The sequence below is a fragment of the Candidatus Cloacimonadota bacterium genome, assembly GCA_016932035.1.
Taxonomy (GTDB): Bacteria; Cloacimonadota; Cloacimonadia; order JGIOTU-2; family JGIOTU-2; genus Celaenobacter.
The window spans coordinates 1-16,768 of the sequence record JAFGDR010000041.1 but is presented as its reverse complement, the minus strand read 5'-3'; the positions used below and the strand labels follow the sequence as shown (position 1 = coordinate 16,768).

The window sequence follows — 16,768 nt, the reverse complement described above, 5'->3', positions numbered from 1 at the left end:
TTATCAACCTCTATCGGAAACTCGTTCTTATTCCAGCCATCGAACCCATCAATTATATTGTATAAATACAAAAAACCATTCTCTTCCATAAATTCCACTACCTTAGTACTTCGTATGCCAGCTTTGCAATAGACTAAATATATATTGTTTTTATCTAAATCTGATATTTTATTTTCAAATGAATCTGCCTTATAATCAATAAAGATAGCATTTTCAACAAAACCATGTTCAATTTCTTCAGGAGTTCTTACATCTAAAATAACAAAATTATTGTTACTTTCATGTTGGTATATTATCCTCAATGCCTCTTCTGATGTAATATCCTCATAAATGGCTGGTAATTTTGAGGACTTTAGAGAACTGCATGAAGTAAAGAAGAGAGTTAATAAAAGAATAGAAATCGAATACAATAAATAATTAAATTTTAATATTTTCATTTTACATCATCCTCAACAAATTGATACATTATCCTGAGTTCCTGTTGCGGCTTTACTGGATCATTTGAAATCACATTGATAATTTTTTTATAATTTTTACCATCATTGATATCATCGCAATCGATTATTATATGACCCTTTTCTCCTGGTGATACAATCTCTGAAAAATCCCCTACAGAACATCCATGATTCATATAAACATCGTAAATCTTCAAATCATCATTTCCTACATTTTCAAAATAAAATTCACACTCGATTTTTTTATCGTCTTTTGAAATGTAGATATATTTAATTGATTCTTCAAAGGAAATTTTTGCATTTTTATCTTCAATAATGTTATCATTATAATTCACATCTGGCAAAATAGTTGCAGTTATTAAAAGCTTTGTTTGCATTTTTTTTTCATTATTAAACAGCAGAGTTGTGACTTTATTGTATAAAAAACCATATTTATCAACTTGATCAGGGTAAAAGGTACACACTATTTTAGAAGATGAATGAGGTGGTATTTGATTGGATTCTATTTGAAAATTTAAATATTTGGGAACCTTATAGACAAAGACATGAAGTATAAGACTATCATCGTTGACTATTGTGATTGTATCTTTTACAATTTCAGAGTGGTATACTTCTCCAAATGAAATATCATCAAGTTGTATTTCCAATTCTTCTTGTTTCTTGAGCTGATCATAAGGAGGGATTATATTACCCTGAATATATAATCTTATCGGTTTGCTGTCAGCATCCGTTACCAGTGTAGCAGATTTCTTAAAATTCCCTTTCCTGTTTTTTGGATTAAATGTAACTTTGACAAATCCACTATCACCTGGAGCGATTAAACCAGTAGACCTACTGGTTACAGTACACCCTCAAGAGGAAGAAACTTTTTTAATCTTCAGTGGTTCATCACCGATATTTGTGAAAAAGAATTTATGATGAACCTTGCCATTTGATTCTAATATATCACCAAAATCAAATGTTGTTTCTTTAATGGAAATTTCAGGTTTGCTATATAGCTGGCTGAATAACAAACAAGTAAACAAAACTATAACAGTAATTTTTTTCATGAATACCTACTTCTAGAATACCCTTTTCTTTGTCAACTTTTATGCTTCTGTTTTCCAAAACTATATTATGGAGTATCACTCACTACTATTTTAAAGAATTTCTTTGTATCATAAGAGTTAATCAGAAACTCATAACTTAGATCAGTCAAGATATCTACAAAATGAGTTTGGTCACAAACAAAATTCGGTTCATTCCCAGCATAAATCTTATACCAGACACCGTTGAGTTCAGGATAAAGATTTCCCTGGAACATACCATATTCAACTTCTTCCCATGAAAGATTCATCTTATTTCCGTTTTTAGCAATATTCGCAGTTGTTCTGCATGGAGGGATATTGTCAATGGAATAACCTGAATCCGGATTAGATTCAAAATACATATAGGAAAGATCAGTTTGAGCCAAAATTATAAATTTTGAATAATTTATAGAAATGTAACTCGAATCATACAGAGTTGGTACTATTATTGAATATTCATCAAAGCAAACCGCAGGAATACAATCAATAAAGGTGAGAATCCTGTTACCTCTATCCCAGTAATAGGTTCCATTATTGTCCTGGTTTCTATTAGCAAAAAGTTCCTGTAAATTATCATAGCTGTTCAACTTTTGATCATCCCGATACACATTATCATACCGCCATATTGAATATTGCTCAATAGGAATGGCTGAGTGAGGATAATCGTAGGGGCTTTTGTCCCAGACTATCTGAACCTGATGACCTTGATCATCTGGAATATCAGAAATGGTAGTAATAACAGGACCACCACCAGCTTGATCGAAATAAAAAGCTCCCATATCTGCTCTTGTTCCATCTGGATCTAAAGGAGAAGAAGGAGCACCGGTATCGATGCAGGGTGAATTGTATAATAATTCGTAATTATCCAGTAATGGTTCTACAAATTCAGGATCAGAATTAATATTTCCAGTACCACTCCAGGCATTCTGAATATCACAATAACCAATATTCAGACTATAACCTGTATCAATAGAAATTTGAGTAGTTGTATTGTTCCAGATTATTGAATTGAGAATTGTAGCTGAAGTTCCAATACTTCCGCTAAAACCATAATTATTCCCGTACAAAGTACAATTTTTGATCAATAGATCACCGTCGGAAACATGATTTAAAATTCCTGTATCGTTATCGTGAATAAGACAATAAAGAATATTCAATGTTGAATTTTCAGCATCAATTCCAGTTTGAACACAATTATCAATTTCGCAGTTATATATTAATGAACTACTTTCAGAAGCATATATGCCCGAATATCCGCTTTGAGATATTATGCAATCAGAAATTGTGGGTGAACAACTTATAAGAGAAATACAAGGATAAATATTATCAGGTGGAAAATTCCACCCGGCATATTCAATGATACAATTTGAAATTTCGGAACTGTCATCTGCATAATCGGCAAAATATATTCCTATCCAGTCACCAGCAGAGGGAGTTGAACTACTTGAAGTGAAAGTAATCTTATTCTCTTCTGTTCCATTTGCTATTAATTTTCCTGGGTAATTAGAATTCGTATCATGACCAATCCATAAGAATGAAGTATGAGATTGAATTTCTACTCCTGGTGCAATAGTAAGCGTTGTTACATTATCTACTCCATCAGTTCCTTGTACGTAAATATTAGAATAATAAGGTAAATAATATGGTATCCCATCATCTACCCAGGTACAACTTTCGGAAATTGTTTCTCCTTCAACTTTGATCCGTTGATCACCATTATCTGCATAAGTATTTCCATAAATATTTCCTACCTGATCTGCATAACACCAGACAGGATTTAAATCACAGTCGTGAATTGTGTTGTTTATTATTTGTGGTTCGGAAGAAGAGGATTCTATTCCTATACCATATTCTGTGCTATTGGAAATTTGATTTGATACTATTAGAGGTTCACAGTTGCTTCCCATCCGAATACAATTGTAATGATTATTCGAAATAATATTATTTGCTATTTCAGGACTAGAATTACTTAAATAAATACCTTCGTGGTAACTATATGTAATAACACTATTTTTAATGTATCCTGTATCACAATGAGTAAAGTAAAGTGCAACATCACTCCAGTTTACTTTACAGCGTTCCATTTCACACAAACCCTCATTTGGAGCAGTACCATCAAATTTGATTTTATCCCAGTCCCCGTCATCGGGATAATGGTTTGAACCGGCAATGGATTCTCCAACAAAGTCATCATTTTGAGAAGTAAAGCGAATGTACAATGTACTCAAACCAACAGCGTGTAAAGTTCCGTTAACCGTTAAACTTTTGTCAGCTGCAAATTTTAGAATTGCACCAGGTTCGATCGTTAAAGTTGCACCAGCATTCACATAAATCTCATCCGATACGAAATACGTTCCAGCTATCAATGTTTGGCCACTCATATCACCGGAAATAGTTGTGTACGCAAATGCTGAAGCTGAACACAAACTTAAAAACAGTAATAAAAACAGTAATTTTCTAAACATCTAACACCTCCAAATTAATTTTTCTCATAAAATTTTTCATAGAAAGATCAATTTTCTTTTATTATGTCAATAAAAAATTAGGTTCATGACAACTTAACTTGACTTTTAGGAGTAGTAAGTAGACCCGAATTATGTTGATGAATTTGGTTAATAGATATTTATATCGTTCATGAATTTCTGCAGCAAATTTTAGAGAAATTATCAAGCTGATTTGTGCTGATTTAATAGCGAGTCAGATATCAGAATTAAGCAATGTAAGTAGGAACTCTATAAAAAAATTCTTAAGGCATTAAGGACAAAAATAGTAAAACATTCTGAACAAGAAAGTCTGTTTGAGAAAGGCGAGATTTAACTCGAAAATCCGCTAGCTGGCGGACTGAACACGGAGAGTTCGAGGTAAAAGAGGACGAAGTGTTCATGGTAAAACCAACATATTTGGCATGATCAAGAAATATGATAAGATTGATACACAAATCGTGAAAAGTAACTCTGCTAAAGAACTTCTGGAGACTTGCTAAAATACGGTGGAGTAAGTTCCGTGGAATGCATAAATCAACATTTTACTTACACCTAAAAGAATGTGAATTTAGATTTAGTCATAGACATGAAAATCTTTATGATCTTATATTGACCATGGTAAGAAGTAAACCTCTTAAGTTGTCATGAACCTTAATTTATTATACAATTAGAATAAACGACAGCACATTTAAGAAGTGTTTAAAAAACATCACTTTTTCTATGAATTTAAATGAAATAAAATGTTAAATAATTCGGGAATCACTATTATGGATTAAATAATTAGTAAATTGATTGTTGTATGCTCTTTTTATTATAGGTTAGCAATAATATTCGTCCTTGAATTCTTAGTTTCAGTAGCCAAAAATGTTACTGATCCTGCTTCTGTTGTGTTTCCCGGATTCGTTACTGCAGTGTAATCACCTGTCGCTGTTACGGTGGTGCCAGAAATCGAAAAATCATTGAAATCGATCGTGATCTCTTCTGTGTAGGTTTGACCATCAAACTCATATTGAACCTGGAATGTTGTCGTTGTTAGGGTAAAAGTTTCCCCCTCTAACGTGCCTTCGAATTCAGCGCTGAATGTTGCCTGTCCTACAGTGATAATTCCAGATATTGTTGCATGATCTCCATAATCATACATTATTGCATCACCATCCCCATAATACGTACAAACATCGGGAAATGTAGCGTTATATGTGATGTGTACGTCATAATAAATCATATCGGTTGAATCACCTGTTCCCTTTTTGCAACAGGAGCAGAAAGCTATGATAATTATGAGTATTACAAGTAAACAAAAAATATTTTTTGCCCTAAAAATTTTATTTTTCATACGACACTTCCTTCAAATATAATAATTTTACAAATATGATTTTTTACTTTTGTTCCAATGTCAACTTTTTCACAAAAACATTGCCAGAATTTTTCCTGCTTTTTCACTTCATATATAAACAGGTAGGCAATCGAATACATGGAAGAAACTTCACCTTTACAAAGAGCTTTGAATTTATCAACCAATCGCATTGTATCTGCATGTGCGGGTGCAGGAAAAACCTATGCGCTGTCAAAACGATACTGTGCTATCATCGATGAATTTACCAAATACAATCTGAAAAAACCAAAAAATGATTGGCTTGGATTCAAGAATATTCTTGTTATTACATTCACGAATAAAGCTGCCGCTGAGATGTCCCGCCGTATCTATGAAGACTTGCAGGTCTTACTAAGAGATGAAGAAATATCTGATATGAAAGAACAAGGTATTTCTCTTGGAGATACTATTAGAAATGCTCCTGAGGATTACAAAAACTGGCTTCGCTCTACCTTTTCACAGAATTATATCATGACCATCGATGCATTTTGCGGAAGCGTACTCAGGGAAAACGCATACCTGCTGAATATCGATCCGCAATTCAAAACCTCGGACGAATTACTTGCGCAGAAACTCTATCGAGAAACCCTGAATGAATTTTTTAACAGGCAAAGTAAAGCGCTTCGACCGGAGCTGAAACGAATCCTTCAATACACAGACAAGAGCGGTATAATCCAGTTCTTCAATTACTTCAATGACAGAAAGGTGTTTCTCGAAGAATGGCTCGAGTTCGTGGAGAACAAATCTAAAAATGAAATATATAGATATTGGTTAGATACCTACTTACCTGAGTTTGATGTTGACTTGCTTGTTCGAAAAGTTAAAAGCATTGCACAATATCATGAGCACATATTAGATAGTGAAGAAAATAATCTCGCCTTCCTCAGAGCCAAGCTGGAACATATTCCTGAAGATATGGAACAGGAGCGACACCGATACTTCATGGCTGAAGTACTTCCCTACTTTCTTACAAAAAAAAATGAATATTATTCTGAATCACGTTTCATACAGACCAAAAAAAGTTTTATCAATCCAGATATATATAATGGTTATAGAGATGCAGGAAATGTAATTCTCGATGAACTATCACAGCATATTCCGCAAAGTAAAGTGCTCTTCTTTCCTGCAGAAGAGGATATACGTTCAATCGAAGTTTTCAAAGACCTGATAACGTTGTATGCCGAGTTCGAAGATGCACTCTGGCAGACCCAACTACGAAAGAACTATCTCACCTTTAATGACGTGATCATCAAAACAAGAGAATTGCTTTCGGAACATGAAAATGTTAGAAAACAATATTCAGAGCAGTTCAAACATATCCTTGTAGACGAATTCCAGGATACCAACAACCTTCGCTGGGAGATCATCAAGAATATTGCAAAAAAAGCTGATGGGACTCTTCGAAATAAGGGTTTATTTATTGTAGGCGACAAGAAGCAATCCATCTATCGTTTCCAGCAGGCAGATGTTGAAGTGATGAATGTCGCCCGGGATGAACTCGAAGAGGTTGCTCCCGAAGCGCTCATAGCATTCAATGATAATTACCGCTCTTCGAAAAGGTATATCGATCATGTGATCAATCCTTTGTTCAGAAAGATTTTTACTCCTTCCGAACATTCCTTTGAAGCATCGTTTGAGGAGACTTCATTTCCGAGAAACAGAAAAAAAGATGGTATCGGGTCTGAAACTGTATGCGATATTAGCATTATTGAAATCGATCAAAATCAACAGAACTATATTCCGTCAAAACATGCAGCATATATGGCCGAAAAGTATCTTGAATGGGCAGATGAACAGCAGATAAATGAGGAAGTGATTGTTGGAGTTTTACTCAGGAACTTCATTCACATACATGAATATCTTCGTGCGTTTCAGGAACTGGGGATTCCTTTCCAGATCATTGGCGAAAGAAATCTGTTCAACCAGCAGGAAGCATATGACCTCTTTCATTTTATTAGTGTGCTGATCAATCCACACGACGATGCCTCGCTCGTGGGATTGCTGAGAAGTCCCTTCTTCTGTGTGTCGGATACATTGATATACAATCTTAAAGACAGAAGGTTGAAAAAAGAGAAAGAATCGATCCTTGCCTATATGTCGAACAAAACTGAGTATTATGACATAATTCAAACTATACAGCACTGGCGACAACTTTCTCAAAAACTTTCTGTACATGCATTACTACACGAGGTGCTTTCTAAAAAACACAGAGAACTCGGTTACGTGAGTGAGGTAGGTGGAAGACAGCGTCTGGCAAATATCGATAAGCTGCTGCATCTCATTTCCCAACTCGAGCTTGAAGGGATATCGCTGCAGGAACTTCATGATTATCTTGCTTATCAAATTCGTTACAAGAGCGAGGTTGCTCAAGCCGATCTGCCTGAACCTGCAAAAGTACAGATCATGACGATCCATAAAGCAAAGGGATTGGAATTCCCAACCGTCATTATCCCGGAACTCAATGACACAAAAACACAGTCAGATAAAGGGAACATCTATCACAGCCGCATCAATCCAGAAGGCATGATCGAAGTCGGAATTGCAATCAAAGAACAAACCGAATCAAGAAAATCGAATTTTCTTAACCTCATAAAGCAACAGGACAAGATCGAGCAGGAAGCTGAGGATAAACGTATGTTCTATGTGGCTGTTACCCGGGCAAAATACCGGATTGCGTTACTTGGAGAACACACTGGTACGTATAATAAAAAGTCATGGTGGTCAACATTTGTCGCTACACCGCTTGGATTACCGCAAACTTTTGAAGATATAAACGCTGGCGAGTTCCTCCCCCCTTCACACTTAGCTATCTCATGCATGTCTGCAGACGAATTGAATGATCGACTTGCTCGAGAAATCGATAAAGAGATGAAACTGACTCACTGGAATCCCCCCACTATCCCTGTTCATAAAGATATCTATACTCGAATTACACCTCATGATATTATGAAAAGTTTAGATCAAGCAGATTGTCCGACATTTTCAAATGAAGGTACAGACAATGTTGCTGCTCTTGCATTCGGCACGATCTTCCATACATGTATTGAAAAACACTGGTGGCGATGGGATACACATAAATCTGAAATCGAGAAGTTCGTTACTACCAATTTCCCAGCATTGTCTTTTAATGAGATTCAGCAAATACTTAAAATACATCTCGATCACTTCTCCTCATCTAACCTTGCTAAAACTATCGAACAAATAGATGAAAAAAATCTCCATCATGAACATCACGTAACCGGATGGATGGATAACGGAAAAAATTTTTATGAAGTCAATGGTATTATCGATCTATTATATAAAGATGTGGATGGTTGGAAAATCGTTGACTTCAAGACTAATCAAACAGCCCAATTTCACGAACAATACACGCTTCAACTCCAGACATATCAGTGGATCGTCAGGCAATTATATGCTATCGATGCAAAAGCATATATTTACTATTCTGCTTTTAATGAATTGAGAGAAATACCTTTTTCTAGCAAGTATTGGTCAGAGATTTTTCCTGAGGAGATACATCCTTTTTATCCTTCTAAGCTGCGTGCAGCACCGATAAATCACGATATTCTTGAAAAGATTAATGATGAACCCATCACAATTATCAATCTCACGTCACTACATGCAAAACAGATGATTCAATCACTTGCTGCGATCAAAAGGCTGACCCCTAATATAGAGATCACAACACTTAACCATCTTGTTATATCATCATCGAGAAAAATGATAACTCCGAGTGTTTGTAGAATGCTTGTCAGAAAAGCGTCAGAAGACTATCAACTCTCTGACGGAATGATCGAACTTCTTGCACAAGCGATCATTAAGTATGATCTGCAGGAAAAAGAGTTCAAAACTCTGAACAAGGAGTTCAATAAGATCTATAATAATTTTGAGGGGCTAAAAAAATCACATGGATTTTTCTTTGAATCAGAAATAAGTGAAAATCTATTAAGGGAAAAGCTGTCGGATAAAACCATTATTCTAAAGGGCTTTTTCAGGGACTCGGCGAAGTATTTCTCTTTTATCAAATTGTTATCTGAGCAAACCGAGAAATTCTACTTCATAGACAGTTTCAAGAATGATGCGCTTACTACTTCATTTAATTATACCCAGCAGATTTGGGAGACAATCGTACCTATAATTAATTCAGAAGGAATATGTTTATCATATTATTCGGTTGAGACTGAAATCGAGGGCATTGCTCAAAAAATTATAGAACTAACCAATCAGAACGTTTCGTATCATGACATTCAACTTTCGATCTCCAGTATCGACGTGTATGTGCCCGTCATCAAAAATGTTTTTACTGCATATGGCATATCACATCGTATTCATGCACCACTGCCGCTCATCGATAACCCACTCACAGACCTTATCACAAACATTCTTACAATTATACTTTCATCGGAACACCTGACCTGGAAGACCCTTTCGTCAATACTGCTTCATCCGCTTATGCCCGAGAATGAGCAATTTTACAAACTCGATGCATTTATTAGGCAAAAGCCGATCACCTATTTTAGTGATATTACAGAACTTGAACATGTTGATGAATTTCGAGACTCGATTCATGCGGTTTGTGAACTTATTGCTGAGCTTGAAATTGATCATGTAAATGATTTATCTGATATCTGGAACATAATTGAGGAGTTTCTTCAAAATAGAAAGATTGATCCCGCGATCGACAAGCATATTGAATCCAAATCAGCTTACACCAAAATTAAAAACATAATTAATTCAACCATTGATATATACAGAGAGATAGGATTTCCTGAAAAGCCGGATGACCTTCTTCGCGATTTGAAAAGGCAGTTCAAAGAAGCTGAGATGTCACGTAAAAGAACAGGAAATGGTGTCGAGGTTATAAGCTATCTCGAATCATATAATACCAGTACACCCGTATTGTTTATTGCAGGACTTGCAGAAAAATATTTTCCTGTACCGCCTAAGAAGAATCCTTTTGTAAAATCGCTCCCACACTATGAATGGCAGAAAAGTGCCCTCCTCTTCAATTCGTGGATGCAGAGGAAACAACACACACATCTCTCCTATCCATGCCAGAATATGTCAGGGGATACACTTAATCCATCCATCCTGCTGGAAGGAATAAAGATCATAAATCAACAAATTACTACTTCATCAACACGTCAAACACTACGCCAGTATTACCTTACATGTGAAGACCGTATTATCGAAAATCCAATCCTTCCAGTCCTTCAACGGCACAACGACTATCTCAGTGAAGATATTGGACCGTTCAAAGGACAGGTCGAACCTGACGGATCGCACACACTGCTGACCTCTGCAAGCAGCATGAATACCCTTATTCAATGCCCAATGCAGTATCTATTCCAAGATATACTCAAGATCAAACCTCTTGAGTTTGATGAAGATTCCGAAGTGCGTATTGCTCTTGGAATTAATATCCACGAGGCACTTGAAAAATTTGGCAATGTTGATGGTTTTACCATTCTGAAACATAATTTCGAACAGGCATGTTCTCTGCTTAATCAACAGGTGAAACAGGTTCTACAGAAAAACCATATCCATCTTGAAAACGATCTATTCCTTCAGCGACTTTATGCGCCATATACTGAAGGACTCGATGAAGCTCATGAGAATAATCTTTTAGTAACACTGCTTAGTTTCAATAAGGAAAATTTTAATGACTACACACCGCTACACTTCGAGCAAGAATTTGGTATGCACAAACAAACAAATCAAGAGCCGTGGTCAGTACTTGATATTCACAACGAGATAGTCACACTGAACTTCTGGGGTAAAATCGATAAAATTCTGGAAAAGAATGATCATTCAGAGATCATCGGCATCGATTATAAAACCGGTTCAACACCGCAAGCATCAGACATCAACGAATTCTGGGATGTCCAACCCCTAATCTACTATTTCATACTGCATAAGCATTACCCGGACAAACAGGTCAAATTTATATACGAATCTACAAAAGATCAGGGCAAGATCCCATTGACTATTGACTTCGGGAACAATGAAATGCACATCAAAACAAGTAGATCAGAGTATATTCTATCTGAAAAAGATATTATTAAAATACTCTTACACTATGGTGAAAAAGTCTTATTGGGAAATTTTAATATCCGTGAAAGAGAAAGGAACGGAAAGCCATGCAATTACTGCTTGTATTACAAGCTGTGCAGGAAAAATTCGATGTTTAATATGTACAAAGATATCATAAATCAAATACGATTCAACAAAGAGAAGATATCATGAAAAAATATAGTCTCATTATTATAGCCCTACTTGTTATAAGTATTTCAACAATGCTTTTTTCTCAAGATGACAACTGGTTGAATAGGATAAGTAGTTATGCCATGAACACCTCGATTCCAGACGATTCGCTCTATGCAATTCTCAGTACCTGGAATCAGTATTATCAACCGGATTCCACAGGTGTCACAATAGCCTACTATAATCATATAAATGACACGCTGGATGCGCCATATGTGCTGTATATTCCATCCAACTATGATGCTTCCTTTAAAACCCCTATGCTTATATATCTGCATGGCGGTGTCAGCACAAAAGAATTTTATGAAATTGAAGAAGATTTCATGCAGAATAATTACTTCGTCCCATTTGCCGAGGAGCAAAATTGGCTCATGCTTTTTCCTTTTGGAAACATTGATACATCCTGGTGGGATCTGAGTGGTGTGAATAACATTCATGCACAGATCAGGGCACTTAAAACAATGTTCAATATCGATGATGACCGCATATATATGACAGGATTCTCAGATGGCGGTTCCGGTTCCTTTTTCATGGCAATGAGCGCTCCCGATGATTTTGCATCCTTCTATCCCCTGAACGGATTTCTATCGGTTGGATCTCGCGTTACAAACAGACCTACCTTTGTTGCTAACTTGAGAAACAGACGGGTGAATGCGATCAATACTGATATAGATGGGCTGTATCCTGCAAAACGAATGCGTCTCATCATGGATCTTGCACTTCAGGCAGATGCCAATCTCCTGTATAAAGAATACTGGGGTATCGGTCATGATTTTGATTATGCACCAGAGGAAATACCTATCATGATACAGGACATGCAACTCCAGCCGAGAGATATCTTCCGGCCAAGCATTTACTGGGAAACATGGACACCGGATTACGGCAAATGTGACTGGCTGGAAATACTTGAGATAGACTCAACCATGACACAGCAGTTCTGGCAGCTTGAATATCAAACACAATTGCCTGATGACCGGATAAGCTTCGGTTTTTATCCTGATGATGACTTTGACTATGACGGTATCATGGTTTATAATCTTGTGGATGGAGAAACAACAGCCAGGCTAATGGGTTTGCAGGAGCATGACTTGATCATTGCAATGGATGGTGTGACTCTTCTTTCTTTGGATGACATGGACAGTCTCAAAACTTTCAAACAGCGAGGAGATTCAGTCTCCCTCACGGTGAAAAGATATGGAGAAGAAGTTAAACTTTACGGGCAGTTTCCAGACACCACCTATTATGATGCGATCATCTATTCAAAACCATCGGGAGCAATTCAGGCACACTATTTCGGCAATGAGTTCGTAATAAAGACATCACAGGTGAAGAAGCTTGCATTGTATCTTCATCCTGATATGGTAAATTTTGAAAATCCTGTAAAAGTGATTATAAATAATAACGTTGTTTTTGATGAGAACGTAGCAATCGACCGGGAATTCATGATCGATAATTTCTTGAGAAATCGTGACAGGACTGCGTTGTGGGCGAAGAAACTGGAGTTTGAATTGTAAATCAATCATGAAAAATGAAGAGATCGTGAAAAAATTTGGGGATAATTATCGTGCTGATAAAAATACATTAAAAATGGGAATCGATCGTCGAATTACAGTAGAGATAGCAAAGCGCTTTAAAGGTTTACGGGTTCTTGAAACGTGTACCGGCGGTGGATTCTCAACAATCGCATTGGCAAGAGTAGCACAATCAGTGTCAACTGTTGAAATAAACAGAGCTATCCAGAATCAAGCAAAAGAAAACATCAAACAAGCAAAATGTTCGAATAAAGTTACCTTTATTCTTGGAGACGTTATGAACAAAAATATTGTTGATTCTCTTCCACCTTTTGATGCTGCTTTCCTTGATCCTGATTGGGCTGATAACGGTCAAGACCATATCTATAGGTTTATCAATTCAACGACAAGACCACCTGCAGATAAACTCTTTAAAACAATATTACATTACACAAAAAATATAGCTTTGGTTTTACCTCCCGTTATACCAAAAAATGAATTTGCTAACCTTCCAGCCCTTGAGTTACAGAACATCTATCTAGATGGTGAATTGGTATTGTTCTGTTTGTATTTCGGGACATTGATGTATACTAATACGGAGACAAAACTCATAATTTAAATGGTAATATAGGATATAAAAGAAGGCGATAATTCGCACTATCGCCTCCTTTATGAAAACAAATTACTGCTCTTAAATCTGGAACATCAGACCGAGAACAATATAATGGAACAGCGCAAAATTATATACAGTATTGTTATCTGCACCGCCCTCGAGCAACCTGTATCCAACCTTTAACTTAAGTTTATCAGAAATATTTCCTGTCCAGCCGATAAAAACATCTTCTGCGCGACCCTGAGGTGCAGCAAGTGCATCACCCTCTATGCGAAAATCCATACATTGAGTAAATTTCCAGGCAAAGAAGAAGTTGATAAGCGGCACAAAGCCGACATTACTTGTTGACGATTCAATAACTGTTCCTGTACCGTCTTTGCCCTTAATGCTTATCTTTGCATCACGGATCTTACCTGTTAATCCAACCCCTACCTGCAGGTGTTTCGATCTTACAAAATCCCATCGATAGGTTAATCGCCATGAATTGAATTTATATTTTGCCGTTGTCTCATAGAGGGATGAGTAGTTCTCTCCTGCAAAGTTGAAATTCTGCTTTGGTTTACCTTTATAGGTTTTTGTGAATGGTGCAATGAGTACAGAGATATTATGCTTTTCAGCTAGCGTATAGGTTACTCGTGCCCTTATGAAAAACGAAGCGTTTGATCCAAGATTATTTTGCAAAGAAAATATATTCCCTGGATTATTACCTGGAACACCAACGTCATTGTATCCGCTGAAATTCAATCCTGTTTCCAGATCAGTCACAAGTTGGGCATGAGCGACACTCAAACCCATTACTGCAACACATACCAAAAATATAAATTTTCTCATCATATACCTCTATTTATTATCTTCGTTGAACAGATGTACATCGGTCTGAGGGAAAGGAATTGAAATACCTTCTTTGTCAAAGGTCATTTTCACATTCTCCTGCATATCAAAATAAACATTCCAATATTCAGCAGTGTCGCACCAGACCTTTACTGCAAAATCAACAGAACTATCTCCGAGATTCGAAACGGCAATGAGGGGAGCTGGATCTTTTAAAATTCGCGAGTCGTTCTCTACCAACGTTTTAAGGATATCCTTTGCTTTCTTGATGTCATCACCGTAGCTGATACCGAAGGTCATATCTACTCTGCGTATCGGCTCTTGTGAATAATTGGTAATATTCCCATTGGATAATGATCCGTTCGGGATGTAGATCATCTTGTTATCAAAGGTTTTTATGAGGGTGTTAAAAATTTGAATTTCATGAACTTTTCCAACAAAACCCTGTGCTTCAATAGTATCGCTTACTTTGAAGGGTTTAAGCAAAAGAATGAGAACACCTCCGGCAAAATTAGACAAGCTTCCCTGCAGTGCAAGACCAACAGCAAACGTTGCTGCACCGAGGATTGCAACAAATGAAGTCGTAGCTATTCCAACCATCGAGGCAACACTGATCAAGAGCAGGATTTTCAATCCTATACCGATCATACTGATCAGAAAGCGTTGTAAAGAGATCTCGACATTCCCTTTTTCCAGAGCTTTTGTTACTATTTTTTTAATACCTTTAATGATCCACAAACCAATAATAAGAACAACAACTGCTAACAAAAGTTTCGGACCATACTCCATGATAAGTTCGATTGCCTTGTTTAAATATGGCTTTGTTGTTTGAATCGGATCCATATTTTATTCCTCTCTACTGTTTTATATTTATTCTTTCGGTTTTAAATACCAGTGTTTCTTTCCATTCAAAAATTCTGAAACACCCTTTTTCTTTATGATCTTCATGTTTTGAATATGTGCATCGCCGTGATTCTCTTTGAGAAAGGTGAGTTTTTCACATGTAATGAAATCCTCGCACTCCCAGCATCCGACAATATCTTTTTTCTCGCAGCAGATCCTGACCTTGCAATAGGGATTTCCACCACCATCTCTACATAACTTTCTGCATCGTACTTTGACCATTGCACCCAAGACCTTGTAACATATGTCATAATCTTCGAAATCTTTGAAGAATGAAATCTTCGAAAAAACTTCGGCAATTTTGTCAAATCTACAAGCTCTTAGCTCTTTCCGTAAATCACGGGCTAAATCTGCAATAGTACCCTTGTAACTAAAACATTCAGCACAATATAATCCACAATATGCAATTGTATTTTTTTCTTTACACATATTTTTTCCTATGTAAAATCATATTTACAAATATTTCAGATGTGAAGCAAAGTCAACTTTTTTAGAATTATGCATTTTATTCAGGTGAGTTTCCGCATCCATTATATTCTTTTCCATCAAGAAATAGAGTGACTTTGTAAGAGAAGTGTTGATCGCTTTTTTTATCATAACAATCCTGCTTTGAGATCACAACTTTAACCGTATGATCTTCAGTTTGGGCAGTGTACACTTTTTCGCCTTGTTTAGAATCCACAAGCGTTGCCGAGGGAAAACGGTATGTTTTATTTTTCTTGTCGAAAAACACAGCTATTTCCGAATTAAAGATTGTCAATGACCAAAGTTGGCCATTACTCATACCCCAGAAATAATCTTCCGGAATTTTAAGTTTTATCTGTTGAGGATCAACCAGCTGGCAGTTTTGATATGATTTATCTCCGATGGTGATCATCGCCATATCCCCTTTATTCCAGAATTCGTTTGTGCCGTCACTGTAACGAGCACCATCAGCAGAGATCGCACGGGGTAGTTTGTACACATCATATCCATGATAAAGAAACGCATAATCATCCTGGTAGTGTACTGTATAATAATCATCCTCGTCACACTCGAACACAAATACATTATCAGTTGGAATTCTGGGAGTATATGATGATTCAAGTTTTTGCTTTTTTGCGCATGAACATAACATGGTTAAGATCACAACGACCAATACTATTACTTTCTTCATAAGAACTCCTTGATTCATTTTACTAAAAAAATTGAATGGCGTGGTTAGATTTTGTCAATATTGTTAGAAAACTTGCGGACAAATAACAGCCGTATGATTTGTTGGTCATCTGA

12 protein-coding genes and 1 pseudogene are annotated in these 16,768 nt (G+C 36.4%); 3 read left to right on the top strand and 10 right to left on the bottom strand.

Annotated elements, in window-relative coordinates:
• From JW794_07825 to JW794_07800, 6 genes and pseudogenes are all read right to left on the bottom strand, one after another.
• On the bottom strand, positions 1-437 hold a 437-nt coding region (locus JW794_07825; GenBank protein ID MBN2018017.1), incomplete at its 3' end, for a rhodanese-like domain-containing protein.
• Complete coding sequence (locus JW794_07820; protein ID MBN2018016.1) at positions 434-1,102, bottom strand: DUF1573 domain-containing protein; 669 nt, start codon at positions 1,100-1,102, stop codon at positions 434-436. The genes JW794_07825 and JW794_07820, both read right to left, overlap by 4 nt.
• A 36-nt stretch (positions 1,103-1,138) precedes the next feature.
• Positions 1,139-1,273, bottom strand: a pseudogene (locus tag JW794_07815) (DUF1573 domain-containing protein).
• Between the two features lie 33 nt (positions 1,274-1,306).
• Entirely contained in the window at positions 1,307-1,504 is a 198-nt protein-coding gene (locus JW794_07810; GenBank protein ID MBN2018015.1) for a DUF1573 domain-containing protein, read from the bottom strand.
• Positions 1,505-1,569: 65 nt separating this feature from the next.
• Positions 1,570-3,987: a right-handed parallel beta-helix repeat-containing protein gene (locus tag JW794_07805; GenBank protein ID MBN2018014.1), complete on the bottom strand. Its 2,418-nt coding sequence runs from the start codon at positions 3,985-3,987 to the stop codon at positions 1,570-1,572.
• A gap of 829 nt (positions 3,988-4,816) precedes the next feature.
• On the bottom strand, positions 4,817-5,338 hold the full coding sequence (locus JW794_07800; protein ID MBN2018013.1) for a hypothetical protein: 522 nt from the start codon (positions 5,336-5,338) through the stop codon (positions 4,817-4,819).
• Between the two features lie 138 nt (positions 5,339-5,476).
• Between JW794_07800 and JW794_07795 the strand changes: the two genes are divergently transcribed.
• From JW794_07795 to JW794_07785, 3 genes are read left to right on the top strand one after another with little or no spacing between them, the layout of a single operon-like run.
• Positions 5,477-11,623: a UvrD-helicase domain-containing protein gene (locus tag JW794_07795; protein MBN2018012.1), complete on the top strand. Its 6,147-nt coding sequence runs from the start codon at positions 5,477-5,479 to the stop codon at positions 11,621-11,623.
• Positions 11,620-13,155, top strand: coding sequence for a PDZ domain-containing protein (locus JW794_07790; protein MBN2018011.1), 1,536 nt, complete (start codon positions 11,620-11,622; stop codon positions 13,153-13,155). The genes JW794_07795 and JW794_07790 overlap by 4 nt, the downstream gene beginning before the upstream one ends.
• 7 nt (positions 13,156-13,162) lie before the next feature.
• Complete coding sequence (locus JW794_07785; GenBank protein MBN2018010.1) at positions 13,163-13,771, top strand: RsmD family RNA methyltransferase; 609 nt, start codon at positions 13,163-13,165, stop codon at positions 13,769-13,771.
• Between the two features lie 72 nt (positions 13,772-13,843).
• On the opposite strand, the gene JW794_07780 is transcribed toward JW794_07785, so the two are convergent.
• The 4 genes from JW794_07780 to JW794_07765 form a co-directional block, all read right to left on the bottom strand.
• A complete protein-coding gene (locus JW794_07780; GenBank protein ID MBN2018009.1) occupies positions 13,844-14,560 on the bottom strand; it encodes a hypothetical protein in 717 nt (238 codons plus the stop codon).
• 45 nt (positions 14,561-14,605) lie between these two features.
• Positions 14,606-15,439 carry a mechanosensitive ion channel gene (locus tag JW794_07775; protein ID MBN2018008.1) on the bottom strand — a complete coding sequence of 278 codons (834 nt, stop codon included), beginning with the start codon at positions 15,437-15,439 and terminating at the stop codon, positions 14,606-14,608.
• Positions 15,440-15,466: 27 nt separating this feature from the next.
• On the bottom strand, positions 15,467-15,928 hold the full coding sequence (locus JW794_07770) for a DUF3795 domain-containing protein (protein MBN2018007.1): 462 nt from the start codon (positions 15,926-15,928) through the stop codon (positions 15,467-15,469).
• Between the two features lie 76 nt (positions 15,929-16,004).
• The gene (locus JW794_07765) at positions 16,005-16,655 is read right to left on the bottom strand and encodes an MliC family protein (GenBank protein MBN2018006.1); all 651 of its coding nucleotides are present in this window, start codon (positions 16,653-16,655) and stop codon (positions 16,005-16,007) included.
• Between the last annotated feature and the right edge of the window lie 113 nt (positions 16,656-16,768).

What these genes read in the sequence shown, in the direction of transcription:
- JW794_07810 (MBN2018015.1), bottom strand. Translation starts at nt 1,504, where the DNA reads ATGAAAAAAATTACTGTTATAGTTTTGTTTACTTGTTTGTTATTCAGC.
- JW794_07805 (MBN2018014.1), bottom strand. Translation starts at nt 3,987, where the DNA reads ATGTTTAGAAAATTACTGTTTTTATTACTGTTTTTAAGTTTGTGTTCA.
- JW794_07765 (MBN2018006.1), bottom strand. Translation starts at nt 16,655, where the DNA reads ATGAAGAAAGTAATAGTATTGGTCGTTGTGATCTTAACCATGTTATGT.
- JW794_07790 (MBN2018011.1), top strand. Translation starts at nt 11,620, where the DNA reads ATGAAAAAATATAGTCTCATTATTATAGCCCTACTTGTTATAAGTATT.
- JW794_07770 (MBN2018007.1), bottom strand. Translation starts at nt 15,928, where the DNA reads ATGTGTAAAGAAAAAAATACAATTGCATATTGTGGATTATATTGTGCT.
- JW794_07780 (MBN2018009.1), bottom strand. Translation starts at nt 14,560, where the DNA reads ATGGGTTTGAGTGTCGCTCATGCCCAACTTGTGACTGATCTGGAAACA.
- JW794_07775 (MBN2018008.1), bottom strand. Translation starts at nt 15,439, where the DNA reads ATGGATCCGATTCAAACAACAAAGCCATATTTAAACAAGGCAATCGAA.
- JW794_07785 (MBN2018010.1), top strand. Translation starts at nt 13,163, where the DNA reads ATGAAAAATGAAGAGATCGTGAAAAAATTTGGGGATAATTATCGTGCT.
- JW794_07800 (MBN2018013.1), bottom strand. Translation starts at nt 5,338, where the DNA reads ATGAAAAATAAAATTTTTAGGGCAAAAAATATTTTTTGTTTACTTGTA.
- JW794_07795 (MBN2018012.1), top strand. Translation starts at nt 5,477, where the DNA reads ATGGAAGAAACTTCACCTTTACAAAGAGCTTTGAATTTATCAACCAAT.